The following is a 16,425-nucleotide window of genomic DNA, read 5'->3' on the forward strand; positions in this document are numbered from 1 at the left end:
GGTTGGTTCCGCTGGTCTTGGCCAAAACGCCGCGTCCGCCCCATGCGATACGCGGCATCCATGCGAACGGGGGTGCGAGGAAGCCGGCCGCCGATAAGCGAAAAGGCGCGAGGGGCCATGCCCGTCGCGCCATGCCTCCGCGAACCCCAGTCCGCCGGACCCGCGCGCCCTAGCGCAGGCGGGCGGGAAAGGCAAGGTTTCGCGGGGCCTGTGCGCCAAAGCTCCGTCGCGGGCCGCGTCAGGCGGCGCGGCGCGCCTCGACCAGCGCCACCGCCTTGGCGACGGCGGCCTCGATCGAGAGGAAGCTGGTGTCCAGCAGCACCGCATCGGCGGCGGGGATCAGCGGCGCGGTGGAGCGGCCGCTGTCGCGTTCGTCGCGGGCGCGGATATCGGCCAGCACCTGATCGTAGCTGGTCGATTTGCCGCGCGATTTCAGCTCGGCGAAGCGGCGCTGTGCGCGGATCGTCGGGGTGGCGCGGACGAACAGCTTGGCGGTGGCGTCCGGCGCGATGACGGTGCCGATGTCGCGCCCATCGAGTACCGCGCCGCCATCCTGATGCGCGAACCTTTTCTGCCGCTGCATCAGCGCGGCGCGCACCAGCGGATGCGCGGAGACGATCGAGGCGACCTGCCCGACCTCGTCGTCGCGCAGCACCGGGTCGGCGAGCGTCAGCTCGTCGAAATCGCACGCGGCGACGCTATCGGCTTCCTGCGTCGGATCCAGCTCCAGCCGCATCACCGTCGCGGCGACTGCACGGTACAGCAGCCCGGTGTCGAGGTGCGGCAGGTGGTAATGTTTCGCCAGAGCCTTGGCGATCGTGCCCTTGCCCGATGCGGCGGGACCGTCGACGGCGATGATCATCGGTTCATCCATTGCGGCATGGCGCCCAGCGCGCGCGCGGTATCGACGAAGGCCGGGTAGCTGGTGGCGATCGGCGCTGCATCATCGATGATGACGGCATCGCGCGCATGCATCCCGGCGACCGCCATGCTCATCGCGATGCGATGGTCGAGCAGCGAGGCGACGCGCGCGTCGCGCGTGCCGGGCAGGGGATCACCGTCGCGCCCCTCGATCGACAGGCCGTCGTCATGCTCCGACACGCGCACACCGGCGAGGCCCAGCGCGGCGGCCATCGCGGCAATGCGATCCGATTCCTTGACGCGCAATTCGTGCGCGCCGCGCGCCACGGTGGTGCCGCGCGCGAAGGCGGCGGCGACGAACAGGATCGGATATTCGTCGATCATGCTGGGGGCCAGATCCGGCGGCACCTCGATCGCGGTCAGCGACGCGTGACGCACGCGCAGGTCGGCGACCGGCTCCCCGCCGACGTCGCGCCGGTCCCGTTCCTCGATCGACGCGCCCATCATGCGCAGCGCGGTGACCAGCCCGATGCGCGTCGGGTTCATCAGGACGTTGCGGATCGTCACGTTTGACCCCGGCACCACCGAGGCGGCGACCATCCAGAAGCCCGCGGACGAGGGATCGCCGGGCACCTCGATATCCTGCGCGCGCAATTCCGCCTCGCCGGTGATCGCGATCAGGCGCCCCTGCGGCGTCTGTTCCACCGTCAGGTGCGCGCCGAAGCCGCGCAGCATCCGCTCGCTATGGTCGCGCGTCGGCACGGGTTCGATCACGCAGGTGGTGCCAGGCGTGTTAAGGCCGGCGAGCAGCACCGCCGACTTCACCTGCGCCGAGGCGACCGGCAGCGTATAGTCGATCGGCACCGCAGGACATAGGCCGCGCATCGTCAGCGGCAGGCGATCGCCCGGCGCGGTCGTGAAGCTGGCGCCCATCCGCGACAGCGGCTCCGTCACGCGCGCCATCGGCCGCTTCGACAGGCTGGCGTCGCCGACGAAGGTGGCGGTGATCGCATGGCTGGCGACCAGCCCCATCAACAGCCGCGTCGAGGTGCCCGAATTGCCCATGTCGAGCGCGACCTGCGGCTGGAGCAGCCCGCCGACGCCGACGCCATGGACATGCCACACGCCATCCGCCGCGCGTTCGATCTGGGCGCCCATCGCACGCATCGCGCCGGCGGTGGCGAGCACGTCCTCCCCCTCCAGCAGCCCCGAAATCCGGCTTTCGCCCACCGCCAGCCCGGCGAACATCAGCGAGCGGTGGCTGATCGACTTGTCTCCCGGCACGGTCAGCGTGCCGATCAGTGGACCGGAGGCCGCGATCGAGAGAGGGCGGGCATGCGCGGAATGGGACATCAGGGCAGGGACACCGGATCGACAGGGTGGGAAAGCCGCGCAGCCTTGCCAGCCGCCTTGCGCTATGGCAAGGCGCGCCCCACTTCGGCGGGCAACACTGTCGATTCACCCATCCGAAAGGCTGAAAACGGCATGATCAAGCCGGAATGGGGCACGAAACGTACGTGCCCGAAATGCGCGACGCGTTTCTACGATCTCGAGAAGAACGACCCCGTCACCTGCATCGAATGCGGCTACGCGTGGGAGCCGGAACCGATCCTGAAGTCCAAGCAGCCGCTGCCGTTCGAGCAGGTGAAGGCCGACAAGCAGGAGGCCGATTCCGACCTGGCCGGTGACGACGAGGATCTGGCGCCCGCGGACGACGAGGAAGTGTCGGCGGACGACGAAGTCGATCTGGGCGGCGACGACGACCTGGGCGTGGAAACGTCCAACGACGACGACGAGAATATCTGACGAAAAAATGTTGGCAGGCGGCTCGCGCCGCTTGCCAATGTTCGAGCAGCCCGCTAGTGGGCTGCCTCCCGGACGGAATGGGGCCGTAGCTCAGCTGGGAGAGCGTCGCAATGGCATTGCGAAGGTCAGGGGTTCGATCCCCCTCGGCTCCACCATTCCAGGTTCCCGGGTCTGCTTGATCGCAGGTTGGTTCGCCGCGGGGCGATGATACGGCCCGGTCGGCCGAGCGCAGCGGCCCTTTATCTCCGCAAATCATTCGCGCAGGCATCGGCCCACCGCTGTTGCGGTGCGAGGATGACGTGCCCTGCCGCCTCTTTCTCGCCAATGAGCCGATCGCGCGCCGCGGTGGCGGCGGCGCGGTGGTGTCAGGCGGCGTGTTCGTCGGCCATCGCCAGCCGCTCGATCAACTGATCGTAACCGAGCGGACGGCTGATGAGATAGCCCTGCGCATAATCGCAGCGCAGCCTCGTCAGCAGGGCGAGCGTTTCGGCCTCCTCGATGCCTTCGGCCACCACGGTCAGGCGCAGCGCGTGTGCCAGTTCGATGGTCGAGCCGACCAGCGCGGCATCCTCGGCACGTTCGTGCGCGAATTGGACGAAGCGACGGTCGATCTTCAGTTCGCTGAGGGGCAGGCGCTGGAGATAGCTGAGCGTCGACTGGCCCGTCCCGTAGTCGTCCATCGAGATCGCGATCCCGCGCGCGCGGAAATGGTGCAACGTGGCCACCGCGGCATCGGCGTCCGCCATCGCGGCGGATTCAGTCACTTCGAAGATCAGCGTGTCGAGCGCGACGGGCGCATCGTCGAGCAGCGCGTCGGCGGCGCTGGTGAACGCCGCGCTGGTCAGCAGCTTGGCGGAGATGTTGACCGCTGCGGTCATGCGGTGGCCGGCGTCATGCCAGCGTGCGGCGTCGCGCAGCACGATGCCGAGCACATGCAGCGTCAGCGTTCCGATCCGGTCGGACTGTTCGGCCAAGGGAATGAAGGCGTCGGGCGGCACCAGGCCGCGGTCGGGATGGCGCCAGCGGACCAGCGCCTCCACGCTGGCGATGCGGTTCGATGCCAGCGCGAGTTTGGGTTGATAGTGCACCTCGATCTGCCCGGCGGCGATCGCGGCATCCAGTTCGCCCATCAGCGTCACCGATCGTTCCAGCTGGTCGCGGTCGATCGACGCCGAGCGCCAGAACACGCCCTCAGCCTCCGCCTGCGCCGCCGCGAGCGCGGCGGTCGCCAGTTGACCGTCGACCGTCACGCCGACCGAGAGCGCCACATCGACCTTGCGCCCCGCAACCTCGACCGGCTGGATCAACAGCGCACGCGCGCCGGACAGGATTTCGCCGACGTCGGCATCGGTCGGCAGCGCCATCGCCAGTTGGTGGCTGCGCACACGGTAGACGTAGCCGTCCGCGCTGGCGAGGCGAAGCCGCTCCGCGGTACGCACGATCGCCTGCGCCACCTCATCGGCGCCCAGCACCGCCGATAGCGGTTCCAGATTGGTCACCTGTACCAGCGCCAGCACCGGCGGACGATCGCCGCGGCCGGCGAAGGCACGCTGGTTGGGCAGGCCGGTCGCTTCGTCGGTCAGCCGGTTGTCGCGGAACCGGCGCGCGACGTCGCGCGCGGCGATCAGCGCGCCGGTGACGAGCAGCACGACAAATCCGATCGCGAGCGGATAGCGCACGCCGCCCCAGCGCTCCGCGGCCAGCACCGCCGCGGTAAAGACGGCCAGCGCGATCGCGAGCCGCACCGCCGCCACGCTGGTTCGACGGGCAGCGACCGCCGGCACCGCCAGCAGCAGCGCAAGCGCCAGCACCAACGGCCGCGTGCCGTGTACAGGCGTCCCGCCGAACAGCGTTTCGGTGGCCAGCGCCTGGATCACCACCCCCGGCAGGACACCGTGTGCGGGGACGAGATAGCGATCGCCCATCTCGATCGCGGTCGCGCCGATCAGGACGTTGCGCCCGCGCACCGTACGCGGATCGAAGCGTCCGCGCTCGACATCGATGAAGCTCAGCCGCGGGATGGTGGTGGGCGCGGCCGCGAAATCGATCGGGAAGGGTTCGCCCGCCTGCCCGGCGCGCGCGGCGATATAGGCAGACAGCGATGGGCGCGGGGTGCCGGCCGTCACGGTCGCGAGCGGCATGTCGCGCACGATGCCGTCAAGGTCGGGCAGGATGCTGACGGAGGCGAGGCTGGCATGCGCGCGCAGCGCGGGCAGGGGGAGCGAATCGAGATTGCGCCGGTCCGTCGTGCCGGCCTGTTGCGCGAAGGTGGGAAGGGCGACGCGCCCGTCCGCGCGGGCGATGGCGTCGGCGAACAAGCGGTCGTCCACCGGATCGGAGGCTGTGGAAAAATCGACGTCGAACACGATCGTCGCCGCGCCTGCCGCCTTCAGATGGTCGACGGCGGCGGCGTAATGGCGGCGTGGCCACGGCCAGCGGCGGATCGCATCCACGCTGCGCGCGTCCATTTCCACCACGACGACGTTACCCGATGCCGGGTGCGACATCACCGCGATCCGCAACGGCTCGATCAGGCGCTTCAGCGGCATGCCCACCGCCGGCAGCATCGTCGTCACCCCCGCGATCGCGGCGATGATGGGGATCAGGAACGAGCTGCGCGTGCGCATCAGAACGCGCGCGCCAGCCGCAGCGATATTCGCGGGCTGTGGTCGCCGGTGTCGAACCGCGCGTCGGTGACCGGTAGCGCCACCTCCACCAGCCAGTCGAACCGTCCGGTGCCGATCCGCGCGCCCATGCCCGTGGACATCAGGCTGCCGCCGCCCTCCCCGCCGCGCAGATTGCCGACGGTGCCCCCGTCGACGAAGCCGTAAAGCTGCGTGCGATCGACGACCCCGCCCGGCAGGCGGCCGATATCGGCACGCAGTTCGACCGCGCCCAGGATGCCCTGATCGCCGGTCCGCTCGGCATAATCGTATCCGCGGCCGAACGCCGGGCCGCCAAGGCCGATTTCCGCCACCGCGAGCAGCGGGCGCGACGCCAGCTGCCCGGCGCCGGCGACGACCAGGCTGAACGGCTTGCCGAGCGAGGTGGTCCAGTCGGCGGCAAAGGACAGCGTGGCGAAGCGCGCATCGCCGTCGCTGCGCGACGCCAGTGGCGAGCCGGCCCGGGTGACTGCGCCAACCGGCAAGCCGACATTGGTGGTCAGTTCGGCACGGGCCGCGCCGCCGGCGAGCATCGCGGCGCCCGTCAGCGTGCCCGACAGCGTCACCAGCCGGTCGCGGCGCAGGCTGCTGCCCAGCAGATACTGGTCGGTCCCGATCGCGCGCAGCTCGCCGCCCAGCCACAGGCTGCGCGCGCGGGTGCGCAGCAACGGGTGCTGGACACCAATTGCGGCGTCGGCGCTGTTTCCCTCGACCTTCAGCGGCGTCAGCGAACCGCCGGGGCGCGACCGCGCGATCGACCCGGACACCGTGGCAATCGTGCCGCGCGCGTCGAGCGGCGCGGCGTAGCGCGCGCGGACGAAGACGAACTCGGACGGTTGCAGCGGCGTCTGCGACGCGATCAGCGTCACCTCGTCACCCGATTGCGCCACCTCGCGCGCGGTGGCGATCAGCGTCGATCGCACCGGGCCGACCTCGTCGCTGCCGCGGTTGTCGATCTGGACATAGGCCGAGCGGCGGTCCGCCTCGACGGTGACCAGCAGGATGCCGAAGCCGTCCTGCCGTACCAGCCGGCTGCCGGTGACGCGCAGACCGGGCATGTCGCCGACCAGCAGCAACGCACGTTCCAGATCCGCGCGGCGCAGCGGCCCGCCGGTGACCAGCGCGGCGGCCAGCACGCGATCGGCGGCCACGCTGCGCGCGCCCACGATCCGCACGGCGTCGATTCGACCAAGGTCCAGCGTGACATGGAGGATGCCGCCTGCCATTGATTGTGCCGGCACCTGCGCCGTGGCGAAGGGGTAGCCGCGATCACGCGCGATCTGCGCGACGGCGCCGGCCAGCGCCGCCAGATCGGGTTGCGACATCGCGATGCCCAGCCGCGGGGCGATCGCGTCGGCGAACGTGGCGGGCGGCAGCCGGTCCTGTCCATCGACGGTGATCGCGCGGACGATCCCGGTGACCGGCGCGGCGGCGCTGGCAGGGGCGACAGGGGCAGCGATCGACGGGGGCCCCTCCTGCGGCGTGGCGGCCGGCGGCGGAAGGGTGCGTTGGATCAGCGTCGGATCGGCACGGTCGAGTGCGGTCTGCGCCAGCGCGGACGGCGTGGCGAGCACCATCCAGCTGGCCAGGGCCAGTGCACGCTTCATGTCGGATCCCCGGATGTCATACCGCCGACAGCACTAGACGACGAAATCTTGGGATTTGGTTAGGGCGCGGTCACGCCCCGCGTAAACGCGCGCTTCACCACAGCATGAAACAGCACCGCAAGCCTTCCAGGGCGATGAGACGGCGCAGGCTCCGCCGAATCGGTCGGACTTGCGGGAGATTTTCGATGCGTCGCGCCCTTGCCGTCTTGCTGGCGGCATCCTGTTCCACGCAGGCCCTGGCCGGCCCGGCAGGCTGGACGATCAGCGAGGCGTCCGGCCCGGTCACGATCGCGCGTGCGGGTGTGTCGACGGTGGCGACGCGCGGCGGCGCGGTGAGCGCGGGCGATGTCGTATCGACCGGGCGCGGCGGGCGGGCGGTGCTGGTCCGCGGCACGGAATTCATGATGGTCGCCCCCGGATCGCGCCTGCGTCTGCCGGCGGAGGCGCAGCCCGCCGGCGTCACCCGCGTGATCGAGGAACTGGGCAACGTTGTCTTCATGATCAAGAAGAAGATGACCCCGCATTTCGAGGTGAAGACGCCGTATCTGGCCGCGGTGGTGAAGGGCACGACCTTTTCCGTCGGTGTGTCGGGCGCGGGCACGTCGGTGCAGGTGCTGGAGGGCGCGCTGGACGTCGCGACGCTGGACGGCGGGGCGCACGATTTGGTGACGCCCGGCGCGGTAGCCATGGTCGCGGCGGGCAATCGCATGCGCATGACGATCGAGGAGAATGGGCGGACCCGCATTCTGGAATCGTCGGGAGCGGGCGAGGGCGAGCCGGCGCCGGCAGCGGTCCCGGTGGTGGCGGAACAGACCGCCTCCAGCGAAGGTGAAGGGGGGGGCGAGAGCGGGGGCGCCGCGGCCCTTCCCGAGGCAGCGCCCGCGGTCGAGGTCGTGGCCGCGTCGCCGGCCGAGGCGCCCGCGCTGACCGCGGCGGTCTATGCCCCGGCGGCGTCGCTGGCGACCACCACCGGCGGGCTGGTATCCGGCACGATCGGCGGGGGCGGCGACATCGCCGGTGTCGCCGCCGCGACGAAGATCGCGACCGAGGCTGCGGTATCGACGACGCGCATGGTCGAGACCGCAAGTCAGATCGCCGAGGCGCGCGCCGCCGCGGCGGAGGCTGCCGCCACCGTCCAGAAGTCGGAGACCGAAACCGTCACCGCGACGCTGGCCAAGGTGGAGGCGGAACGCCAGTCGGCCGACGCCGCGGCGGCCGCGACCAAGGCTGCCGAGGATGCCGCCCGGGCGAAGGTGGAGGAAGAGCAGCGCAGCACCGAGAAGGCGGCGGCCGCCGCGGCGGCGGAGGCAGCGGCCAGGGCCGCGGCGCAGGCGGCCGAGGATCGCGCCCGCGCCGAGGCGGAGCGGGTCGCCAAGGCGCAGGCGCAGGCACAGGCCGACGCGGACGCCGCTGCCGCGAAGCGCGCCTCTGACGAGGCCGCCGCGGCGGCGGCCAAGGCCGCGGCGGACGAGGCGGCGCGCGCCCAGGCGGCCAGTGCCGCCGCGGCCGAACGCGAGGCGGCGATCCAGCGCGCGACCGCTGAGGCCGCCGCGGCCGAGGTCGAGCGTGCACGCCAAGAAGCGGCGCAGGCCGCCGCCCAGGAATCGGCGCGTCAGGCCGAGCAGGCGGCCGCGCTGGCCGCGCAGCAGATCGCGCAGGCGCAGGCCGCGCAGGCGCAGGCCGACGCCGCGGCGCAGGCCGCCGCCGATCAGGCGGCGCGCGACGCCGCCCGCGCGGCGCAGGAGGCGGCGGAGGCCGCGCGGGTCGCGGCGCAGGCCGCTGCCGACCAGGCGGCGCGCGACGCCGCCCGCGCGGCGCAGGAAACCGAGGCCGCGAACCACGCCGCGGCGCAGGCGGCGGCCGACAAGGCCGCGCGCGACGCGGCGCAGGCTGCCGCGCAACAGGCCGCCGCCGAGGCGCGGGCGGCCGAGCAAGCCGCCCGCGAGGCGGCGGAGCAGGCGACCCGCGCCGCGGCCGCCGAGGCGGATCGCGTTGCGCGCGAGGCGGCCGCTGCGGCCGAAAAGGCGCAGCAGGCCGCCCAGGCCGCCGCCGAAGCGCAAGCGGCGCAGGCGGCGCGCGATGCCGAGAAGGCGGCACGCGATGCGGCGGCGGCGGCAGCGGCGGCCGAGGCCGAGCGTGCCGCCAAGGAAGCCGAGAAGGCCGCGCAGGAAAAGGCCGCCCGCGACGCGGAAAAGGCCGCCAAGGCGGCGAGCGAGGCGGCAGCGAAGGCGGCCGAGGAACTCGCCCGCCAGCAGGAAAAGGCTGCTCAGGACGCGCAAAAGGCCGCCGAACAGGCGCTCAAGGAAGCGCAAAAGGCACCCGACGGCCCGGCCAAATACCAGCCCAAGACGCTGGAGGACATGCTCAAGCTGCTGGACGAGTTGCTGAAATCGAAGAAGCCGTGATCCCGGCTCCTCACCCCGGCCCGGCGCGAGGAGCCGGCGGGTAAGGCGGCTTTCCGGCCCCGGCGCCCTCGATCAGCGCGGCGCCAGTTCGATCCGGTCGGCGTCGCGGCGCGTGACGCGGGCGATGCGATAGGCCTCCAGCGCGGCGACCAGCGCGTCGGTGCCGCCCTGCGTCTTGAGCGATCCGCTATAAAGATGCGCGGCCAGCCCCGGATCGGCGATGACGATGCGGCGCCGGTCGTAGCGTTGCAGTTGCGCGACGACATCGCGCAGCGGCGTGGCGGCGAAGGTCAGTCGCCCGCTTTGCCATTCGGCGGCACCCTCCGCGCCGCGATCGTCCAACGTCGGCCGTCCGCCAGCGGTGGACAGGACCTGGCCGGGGATCATCATGCGCGATCCGGCCGGGGTATCGACGCGCACGCGCCCTTCGGTCAGCGCGACGGTGACGTCGGGGCCGCGCCGCTCGACCGTGAAATGCGTGCCCAGCGCGGTCACCGATGCGGCGCCCGCCGTCACGACGAACGGGTGCGCGGCATCCTTCGCCACCGCGAAACCGGCCCGCCCCGATCGCAGGACGATGCGCCGTTGGGTGCCCATCGGTGCGACGTCGATCGCCGATCCGGCATCCAGCGTGACGACGCTGCCGTCGGTCAGCGTGATCCGGCCGATCGCGTCGGTGGCGGCATAATGACGCGGCGTAGGGGCAGCGGCGGTCGTGGTAGCCTCGTCACGCTCGACGATCGCGAACGTGCCGACACCCACAGTGATGAGCAGCGCGGCGGCGATCGCGCTGCGGCGCCAGTGGCGCACCGGCGCCGCATCCCCCAGCGCATCGGCGCGCAGCGCCGCGATCGCCGTATCGTCGCGGATCTGGTCCAGCGCCGCGTCCGTGTCATGGACGTCGCGCCAGGCCAGCGCGTTGGCGGCATCGTCGCGCATCCAGCGATCCAGCGCTTCGGTATCCTCGGATCGGGCATCGTCGGCATGCAGGCGCGCATACCAGGCCGCTGCGCGCGCGGCCGGATCGTCCGTCGTCACCCTATCGCTCCAGCGTCGCCGCAAGGAGCCGTATCGCCTTCATGATATGCTTTTCCACCGCGCTTACCGATATTCCCATATGCCGGGCGATTGCCGCGTAGTTCATCTCCTCGAAGCGGTGAAGCACGAATGCCTGCCGGGTACGCTCCGGCAGGTCGCCCACCGCCGCGACGAGCCGCGACCATTGTTCCCTGCCCAACATGACGCGCTCGGGCGAGCGTACCTCAACCGGATGGTCGCTTTCTTCCATCGTGACGTGGCGCGAGCGCTGGCGTACCGCGTCGCGGCGCGCGCGATCGGCCAGCACGCTTTGCGCGACCTGGAAGACATAGCCTTCGGGATTCAGGATGTCGCCCTGCGGCCCACGCGTATGCATCCGCAGCGCAACGTCCTGAAGCAGATCGTCGACATCGTCCGCAGGTGCCCGCTTCATCAGGAAACGCCGCACGGCCGGAAGGAGCGGCGCGAATATCTCGCCACCCTCCGTCGCGGTTACCGCCGGCGCCTGCGCGATCAGCACCATCGTCTTCCCCCTTCGGCGCGGGCCACGACCCGCCGCCATCCCCGAAACATGCTTGCGGTTTGCCGCTTCGACGTCCCCTCCCGACGTCCTGCTTGTGGGATACAGACGATCATGTTGTAACACGCGCGTCAAGAAGGCGATGGCAGCGGCGCGCGGCCGGTCGTCCGGCAGGTCGTACGAGCCGGAGGGGATGACGCAGGCACGGTGACGGGGTGACGGGGCTGATGACGCGCGGCAGGACGACAGCGACGATCGGCGCCGTGGCGGCGCGCGGGGTCGTGCTGACCGCGGCGATCGGCACCGCTGGCCTCTGGGCGGCGCCCACCACGGCGCAGCGCACGCCGCAGCGCCGCGTCGCCCATGATATCCCCGCCGGACCGCTCGACGTCGTGCTGCGCCGGCTGGCGGTCGAGACCGACGAGCAGATCCTGGTCGACCCCGCCCTGGTAGAGGGGCGCCGCGCGCCGCCGCTGACGCGCGGTATGCCGGTAGCGGCGGCGCTCGACGCGGCGCTCGCCGGCCATCCGCTGGCGGCGCGGCGGGTCGGGCCGGGGGTGCTGGTGATCGAGCGCGTCGCGCCGCCGGACGCCGCAAGCTGGGCGACGGCGCCCGCCGATATCGTGGTCACGGCCGAGCGGCGCCCGACGCTGTTGAGCGGGGCGTCCCCGTCGCTCGCGGTGGTATCGGCCGTGACGCTGGAGGATACGCGCACGGTCGAACGCGGCGCGCTGGCGCGGCTGCTGCCGGCGCTGACCGCGACCAGCACCGGGCCATTGCAGCAACGCCTGTCGGTGCGCGGCGTGATCGGCACAGGGGAGGGGACGGTCGGCGTCTATTACGGCGAGGTGCCGGTGACCGCGCCGTCGGGGACCGGATTCGACCCCGGCGCGATGACCCCGGACGTCGATTTGATCGACGTCGAGCGGATCGAGTTGTTGAAGGGGCCGCAGGGCACGCTGTACGGCGCGTCGTCGCTGGGCGGCACGCTGCGCACGCTGTTCCGCCAGGCCGACGCCGGCGCGTTCGCGGCCGATGGCGCGGTGGAGCTGAGCGCGACGCGCGGCGGCGGGCCGGGGGCGGCGCTGTCGGCGATGGTCAACGTGCCGCTCGTCGCCGACCGGCTGGCAGTGCGCGTGGTGGCGGGCCGGCGGCGCATCGGCGGGGTGACCGACAATGTCTGGCTGGGCTATCGCGACGGCGACGAGGTGACGCGCGAGAGCGAACGGATCGGCGTGTCGTGGACACCCGATCCGCGATGGCGGGTGGACGCGATCGTGCTGGAACAGCGCAACCGCATCGACGATGCCGTCACGTGGCGGTGGGAGGCAGGGCCGCAGCGCAGCGACGCACCCGTCCGTCTGCCGAACAGCGACCGGTTGCGGCTGGCGAGTGCGACGGTGCGCTGGGCGCCGGGGGCAATGCGGGTCACCGCGACGGGATCGCATTATGCGTGGCGTACGCTGCGGCAGATCAATTTCACGAGCGTGATGGCCGCGCAGCGCGACAATGCCGCGGCGTGCGAACGCTATGCCGGGTCGATCGGCGGAGCGGGTTGCGACCTGGCGGCGTATCGCGGCTGGCTGGACACGAGGTTGCCGGCGATATTGTACCAGCCGATGACGATGCGCAGCAGCAGCGCGGAGGCGCGGGTGTCCGATGACGGCAACGGGGTGTGGCGCTGGACGCTGGGCGCCTTTGCCGAGCATCGGGTCGATGGGGTGTCCAGCCATGCCGTGCGCGCCGATGCCGCCACCGGACGGGTGATATGGCCACTGGACGTGACCGGATTGCGGCTGATCGACACGCGGCTGGACCAGCAGGCGCTGTACGGCGAGGTCACGCGCCAGCTGCCGGGGAGAATGTCGGCGACGCTGGGAATCCGCGGTTATCGGTATGTGCGTGCAGCCGGGGGATCGGTTCCGCTGCCCAATATCGCCACAGGAACGGGAAATGGCGCCAGTGCGCGCTACCGGACGGTGGCGACGGGAAGCAACCTGAAGGCGGCATTGGCGTGGCGCGGCGCGGGCGGCGCGGTCGTCCAGCTGAGTGCGGCGGAGGGTTTTCGCCCCGGTGGCGTCAATATCACCCCGGAACTGAGCGAGTCGGAGCGCGTCTATCGCGCCGATCGGCTGTGGAATTACGAGCTGGGGATGCGGGTGCCGGTGGCAGGACCGGCGGTGGGGATCGAGTCGGCGCTGTTCCACATCGACTGGCGGGACACTATTTTCGTCGCCGCGAGCGCCAATGGCGCGTTTCTGTACAACACCAACCTGGGCGGCGCGCGGATCGACGGCGCTGAGGCGCGCGTGACGGCCACGCGCGGGGCGTTACGGCTGGCGGCGGGGGCGACGTGGCTGGACGCCCGGCTGTCGCGCGATACGCCCGCGGTCAATGGCGACGGCGCCGGGCTGCGCGGCGATCCGCTGCCCAACGTGCCGGCGCTGACCTGGGTCGTCAGCGGGGACCTGCGCCGGGGAGTCGGCGGCGGGACGCTGACGCTGGGCGGGGTGGCATCGGGCAACGGCGGCTTTGCCACCACCTTTTCCGCGCAGGCCGCCTTTCGCGAATACACTCCCGCGCGGATGCTGGCCGACGTCTATGCCCTGTACCGGCGCGGCGGGTGGAGCGCGCGGCTGGGAATCGACAATGTCGCGGACGCCGTCGCGCCGGCGCGGGTCGTGTCGAGCGCGTTCGGCGTGCGGCAGGTCTATTCCGCGCGCCCGCGCACCGTCACCCTGACGCTGGCTCGGGAATATTGACCGGCGCGGCGGCCGGGACCGGCGCGAGGCGGGGCGCGGGCAGCGCGGCATAGGCCGACGCGGGCGCGTCGAAGGGAAAGCCCGCCGCGGCGACGCGGGTCAGCAGCAGCGTCAGCGTCGCGTGGCGCCCTTCGCCCGCCGCCGCGGAACCGATCATCGCCAGCCAGGCGGGCGATATCACCATCCCCTGACGCAGCCGCAGCAACGGCCCGCCGGGGCCGGCAAGCCCGGCGGCGCGACGGCGGGCAGTGGCATGGCCGATGCCGAGCGCGCGTGCGACCGTCGCGACGCGGACGGCGTGCGCACCGTCGAACGCCGCCGGTCCGCCATCCGCCGCGCGGGGACCGGCGCCGTCAGCAGCCCCGGCCCATCCGCGCGCATTGGCCTCCATCACCGCCGCGACGATCGCCAGATCGACCACATCGGGGACGAACGGGCGATGGCAGTCGGCGATCGCCAGCATCAGGTCGATCGCGAGCCGCGCGCCATCGTCGCGCCGGAACGGGCGCCGGGCCACGCCCGCCGGATGCCGGGCCGGCGCGGGGAAGGCGCCGGACGCCACGCCACCGGCCATGAACGCGACGAAGATGTTGTTGAGCTGCGACAGGCTGCGATCGACGACCGGGTCGGCCCGGTGCCCGGGGGCGATCGCGATGCCGTGGCGCGTGCGCTGGCACAGCCCGGCCGCGACCAGCGCCGCGACATGCCGGCGCACGGTTTCGAACGGCCGGCCCAGCGCGAAGGCGGCCGAGTGGATCGAGATCGCACCCTCGCGTGCCGGGCGGGACAACGCGACCCCCCACAGCATCCCGTAGATCACGCCGCGATCGATATCCCCATCGAACCGCCGAGCCGCCAGCGCGGCCACGCGGGCGTAGAATTCGGCGACCAGGCCCGTGACCGGCGGAATCGGCATGGCGACGGGAGCGGCGCGATCTTCCGGCAGTGGGGAAGCCTGGCCAAACCGTGGCACCGGTCACCTCGCGGGTTGCCGACGGGTCCGCCGGACGGGAATGCCATCGCTTACTATAACGCAAGTGATTGTAACAGCGGGTGTTAACCCAAGTCGACCGGCGTTCGCCGCCGGGAACTGAACGCGAAGTGAACCGTTTTCACATCAGGAAGAAAGAAGATCGAGGAGAGAGGAAAAGGCGATGACGACCCAGCCCGCCATGTCGCCGATGCCGGCGCGCTTTCAAGAGGTTACGCCGCCGCCGATGCTGGGCATCGTCTACGGCCTGATCTTGTCGGTGATTTTCTGGGGTTCGGTGGCGGCGATCCTCTTCAGCTGAATACCATCGCGGAGCGGCGCGATGACTAGCGCAGTGCGACGTTCCATTCATCGAGCCGGAACGATCCGTTGCCGCGGATCGGTTCCACGCCGATGGCCATCCCGTTGATCCATTCGGCGCCGTTGACCTGCCGGAGCCGGCTAAGCCGTGCGAGCAGGCTGCCATAGTCGATGGTGCCCGAAATGAGGTCCTTCCCGTCGGCGCGCATCAGCATCACGTAGTTGCCCTGGCGCGCGATCGCCCATTCGATGCCGGCGCCGTCCGTCCAGCCGCCCAATTGCCTGCCTTTGCGATGGAAATCGCGCGCCGTGTCGCCCGGGTGCAGCAGGATCCCGATTTCCAGCGCCTTGGCCGCGGCATCGCTCGGCGTGCGCGTAAGGTAGAACTCCTGCAACACGGTGACGTCGCCCGGTCGACCGCCCAGCAGTGTCCAGCGCACAACCGAGATGAACCGCGCAAGCCGCGCGACCTGCACCGGCGCGACGCGACGGTCAGGCTGCCCGCTGTCGTAATTGCCATAGCTGGTGGCCAGGTAGCCGTAAACGCCGGGATTGCCGCGCCGGCGCCACGATTCGATCGCAGGCACGATCCAGTCGATCCGCGTGGCGGAGGGGAAGCGCGCCGGATCGAAGGTGGCGCGCGACCAATATCGGTTGCCCGCGCCGCCCGCGCGCCGCGGATCGTCGGTGTCGCGCAGCGACGGATCGAAATGGCGCGCCCACATGCCGTTGTAGTGCGAATAGGCCGAGCCGGCCGGAATATAATTCTGGTCGCTGCCGCGCACCACCGCCGGACCGCCCGCCGCCATCGCCGCGGATGCTGCCCCTGCCACCGCGACGGCGAGGGAGAGCAGGCGGATCGGCACAGTGCGCATGGCGACGAGCATCCGCGATTCGCCCCAGCGAGGCAAGCGCGACCCGGCAAGCCATTGGCGCCGATCGGTAGGAGCGGCTTAACCCGTGGGGTGTAGCGCGCTGCACATGGACATTCTGGCCAGCTATCATGCCGTCATCGATTCGTTCGTCGCGCTGTTCGGCGCCAGCCATGCGACGATGCACGTGCATGTCGGGCTGGCGCTGTATCTGGCGGTACAGCTGCTGGTGCGCACGCGGCGCGGGTCGATGACCGCGCTGCATGTCGTGGCGGCGGCCGAGCTGATCAACGAATGTATGGACCGCGCCTATGCCGGATCGTGGAACTGGCCGGACACGCTGTCGGACGTGGTGCTGACATTGATGTGGCCGGTCGCGATCACGCTGGTCAGCCAGATCCGCCGCGCGGCATGGGAGCGCCGTTATCTGCGACAGGCGCGGGCGCTGGCGGCGATGCGACGCCCGATGCCGGTCCCGGCGGGGGCACGTTTCGGCGCGCGACAGGATCGCTAGCGTAACGACAATCTGCCGCGCGACGGTGAAAAAACCTCCTTGGTTAACCGGCTCTTAGCGGTTCCGCGGCCAGGGTCGGCGCATCC

13 protein-coding genes and 1 tRNA gene are annotated in these 16,425 nt (G+C 71.4%); 6 read left to right on the plus strand and 8 right to left on the minus strand.

Features of this window, described 5'->3' with window-relative positions; translation table 11 throughout:
* Window positions 1-238 precede the first annotated feature (238 nt).
* Complete coding sequence (locus COA17_RS05430; RefSeq protein WP_066486697.1) at window positions 239-862, minus strand: (d)CMP kinase; 624 nt, start codon at window positions 860-862, stop codon at window positions 239-241.
* Window positions 859-2,214: a 3-phosphoshikimate 1-carboxyvinyltransferase gene (gene aroA / locus COA17_RS05435; RefSeq protein ID WP_096610591.1), complete on the minus strand. Its 1,356-nt coding sequence runs from the start codon at window positions 2,212-2,214 to the stop codon at window positions 859-861. Before aroA ends, COA17_RS05430 begins: the two co-directional genes overlap by 4 nt.
* 132 nt (window positions 2,215-2,346) lie before the next feature.
* Here aroA and COA17_RS05440 point away from each other — a divergent pair, with 132 nt between their 5' ends.
* Complete coding sequence (locus COA17_RS05440; protein WP_066486680.1) at window positions 2,347-2,667, plus strand: TIGR02300 family protein; 321 nt, start codon at window positions 2,347-2,349, stop codon at window positions 2,665-2,667.
* 79 nt (window positions 2,668-2,746) lie between these two features.
* Window positions 2,747-2,822 (plus strand) — tRNA-Ala (locus COA17_RS05445).
* A 210-nt stretch (window positions 2,823-3,032) separates the two neighbouring features.
* On the opposite strand, the gene COA17_RS05450 is transcribed toward COA17_RS05445, so the two are convergent.
* Complete coding sequence (locus tag COA17_RS05450; protein WP_096610593.1) at window positions 3,033-5,294, minus strand: EAL domain-containing protein; 2,262 nt, start codon at window positions 5,292-5,294, stop codon at window positions 3,033-3,035.
* The gene (locus COA17_RS05455) at window positions 5,294-6,937 is read right to left on the minus strand and encodes a ShlB/FhaC/HecB family hemolysin secretion/activation protein (protein ID WP_245857431.1); all 1,644 of its coding nucleotides are present in this window, start codon (window positions 6,935-6,937) and stop codon (window positions 5,294-5,296) included. The genes COA17_RS05450 and COA17_RS05455 overlap by 1 nt, the downstream gene beginning before the upstream one ends.
* 185 nt (window positions 6,938-7,122) lie before the next feature.
* Here COA17_RS05455 and COA17_RS05460 point away from each other — a divergent pair, with 185 nt between their 5' ends.
* The gene (locus COA17_RS05460) at window positions 7,123-9,342 is read left to right on the plus strand and encodes a FecR domain-containing protein (protein WP_176484805.1); all 2,220 of its coding nucleotides are present in this window, start codon (window positions 7,123-7,125) and stop codon (window positions 9,340-9,342) included.
* 72 nt (window positions 9,343-9,414) lie between these two features.
* On the opposite strand, the gene COA17_RS05465 is transcribed toward COA17_RS05460, so the two are convergent.
* Together COA17_RS05465 and COA17_RS05470 are read right to left on the minus strand one after the other, a co-directional pair.
* Entirely contained in the window at window positions 9,415-10,380 is a 966-nt protein-coding gene (locus COA17_RS05465) for a FecR family protein (RefSeq protein ID WP_176484806.1), read from the minus strand.
* Window position 10,381: 1 nt separating this feature from the next.
* Window positions 10,382-10,903, minus strand: a complete 522-nt coding sequence (locus tag COA17_RS05470; protein ID WP_066488142.1) for an RNA polymerase sigma factor — start codon at window positions 10,901-10,903, stop codon at window positions 10,382-10,384.
* A gap of 224 nt (window positions 10,904-11,127) precedes the next feature.
* Between COA17_RS05470 and COA17_RS05475 the strand changes: the two genes are divergently transcribed.
* Window positions 11,128-13,662 carry a TonB-dependent receptor gene (locus tag COA17_RS05475; RefSeq protein WP_176484807.1) on the plus strand — a complete coding sequence of 845 codons (2,535 nt, stop codon included), beginning with the start codon at window positions 11,128-11,130 and terminating at the stop codon, window positions 13,660-13,662.
* Here the strand turns inward: COA17_RS05475 and COA17_RS05480 are convergent.
* Window positions 13,634-14,578 carry a hypothetical protein gene (locus COA17_RS05480; protein ID WP_096610601.1) on the minus strand — a complete coding sequence of 315 codons (945 nt, stop codon included), beginning with the start codon at window positions 14,576-14,578 and terminating at the stop codon, window positions 13,634-13,636. The genes COA17_RS05475 and COA17_RS05480 overlap by 29 nt on opposite strands.
* 238 nt (window positions 14,579-14,816) lie before the next feature.
* Between COA17_RS05480 and COA17_RS19290 the strand changes: the two genes are divergently transcribed.
* The gene (locus COA17_RS19290) at window positions 14,817-14,954 is read left to right on the plus strand and encodes a hypothetical protein (protein ID WP_156445755.1); all 138 of its coding nucleotides are present in this window, start codon (window positions 14,817-14,819) and stop codon (window positions 14,952-14,954) included.
* Window positions 14,955-14,979: 25 nt separating this feature from the next.
* Here the strand turns inward: COA17_RS19290 and COA17_RS05485 are convergent, their stop codons facing one another.
* Entirely contained in the window at window positions 14,980-15,840 is an 861-nt protein-coding gene (locus COA17_RS05485) for a hypothetical protein (RefSeq protein ID WP_096610603.1), read from the minus strand.
* A gap of 94 nt (window positions 15,841-15,934) precedes the next feature.
* On the opposite strand from COA17_RS05485, the gene COA17_RS05490 reads away from it, so the two are divergent.
* Window positions 15,935-16,339, plus strand: coding sequence for a hypothetical protein (locus COA17_RS05490; protein ID WP_096610605.1), 405 nt, complete (start codon window positions 15,935-15,937; stop codon window positions 16,337-16,339).
* The last annotated feature ends 86 nt before the right edge of the window (window positions 16,340-16,425 follow it).

The sequence above is a fragment of the Sphingomonas ginsenosidimutans genome (assembly GCF_002374835.1).
GTDB classification, from domain to species: domain Bacteria; phylum Pseudomonadota; class Alphaproteobacteria; order Sphingomonadales; family Sphingomonadaceae; genus Sphingomonas; species Sphingomonas ginsenosidimutans.

Coding starts and splice junctions, on each gene's coding strand:
- COA17_RS05450 (WP_096610593.1), bottom strand. CDS start 5,294: ATGCGCACGCGCAGCTCGTTCCTGATCCCCATCATCGCCGCGATCGCG.
- COA17_RS05460 (WP_176484805.1), top strand. CDS start 7,123: ATGCGTCGCGCCCTTGCCGTCTTGCTGGCGGCATCCTGTTCCACGCAG.
- COA17_RS05480 (WP_096610601.1), bottom strand. CDS start 14,578: ATGCCGATTCCGCCGGTCACGGGCCTGGTCGCCGAATTCTACGCCCGC.
- COA17_RS05455 (WP_245857431.1), bottom strand. CDS start 6,937: ATGAAGCGTGCACTGGCCCTGGCCAGCTGGATGGTGCTCGCCACGCCG.
- COA17_RS05440 (WP_066486680.1), top strand. CDS start 2,347: ATGATCAAGCCGGAATGGGGCACGAAACGTACGTGCCCGAAATGCGCG.
- COA17_RS05485 (WP_096610603.1), bottom strand. CDS start 15,840: ATGCTCGTCGCCATGCGCACTGTGCCGATCCGCCTGCTCTCCCTCGCC.
- COA17_RS19290 (WP_156445755.1), top strand. CDS start 14,817: ATGACGACCCAGCCCGCCATGTCGCCGATGCCGGCGCGCTTTCAAGAG.
- COA17_RS05470 (WP_066488142.1), bottom strand. CDS start 10,903: ATGGTGCTGATCGCGCAGGCGCCGGCGGTAACCGCGACGGAGGGTGGC.
- aroA (WP_096610591.1), bottom strand. CDS start 2,214: ATGTCCCATTCCGCGCATGCCCGCCCTCTCTCGATCGCGGCCTCCGGT.
- COA17_RS05490 (WP_096610605.1), top strand. CDS start 15,935: ATGGACATTCTGGCCAGCTATCATGCCGTCATCGATTCGTTCGTCGCG.
- COA17_RS05475 (WP_176484807.1), top strand. CDS start 11,128: ATGACGCGCGGCAGGACGACAGCGACGATCGGCGCCGTGGCGGCGCGC.
- COA17_RS05430 (WP_066486697.1), bottom strand. CDS start 862: ATGATCATCGCCGTCGACGGTCCCGCCGCATCGGGCAAGGGCACGATC.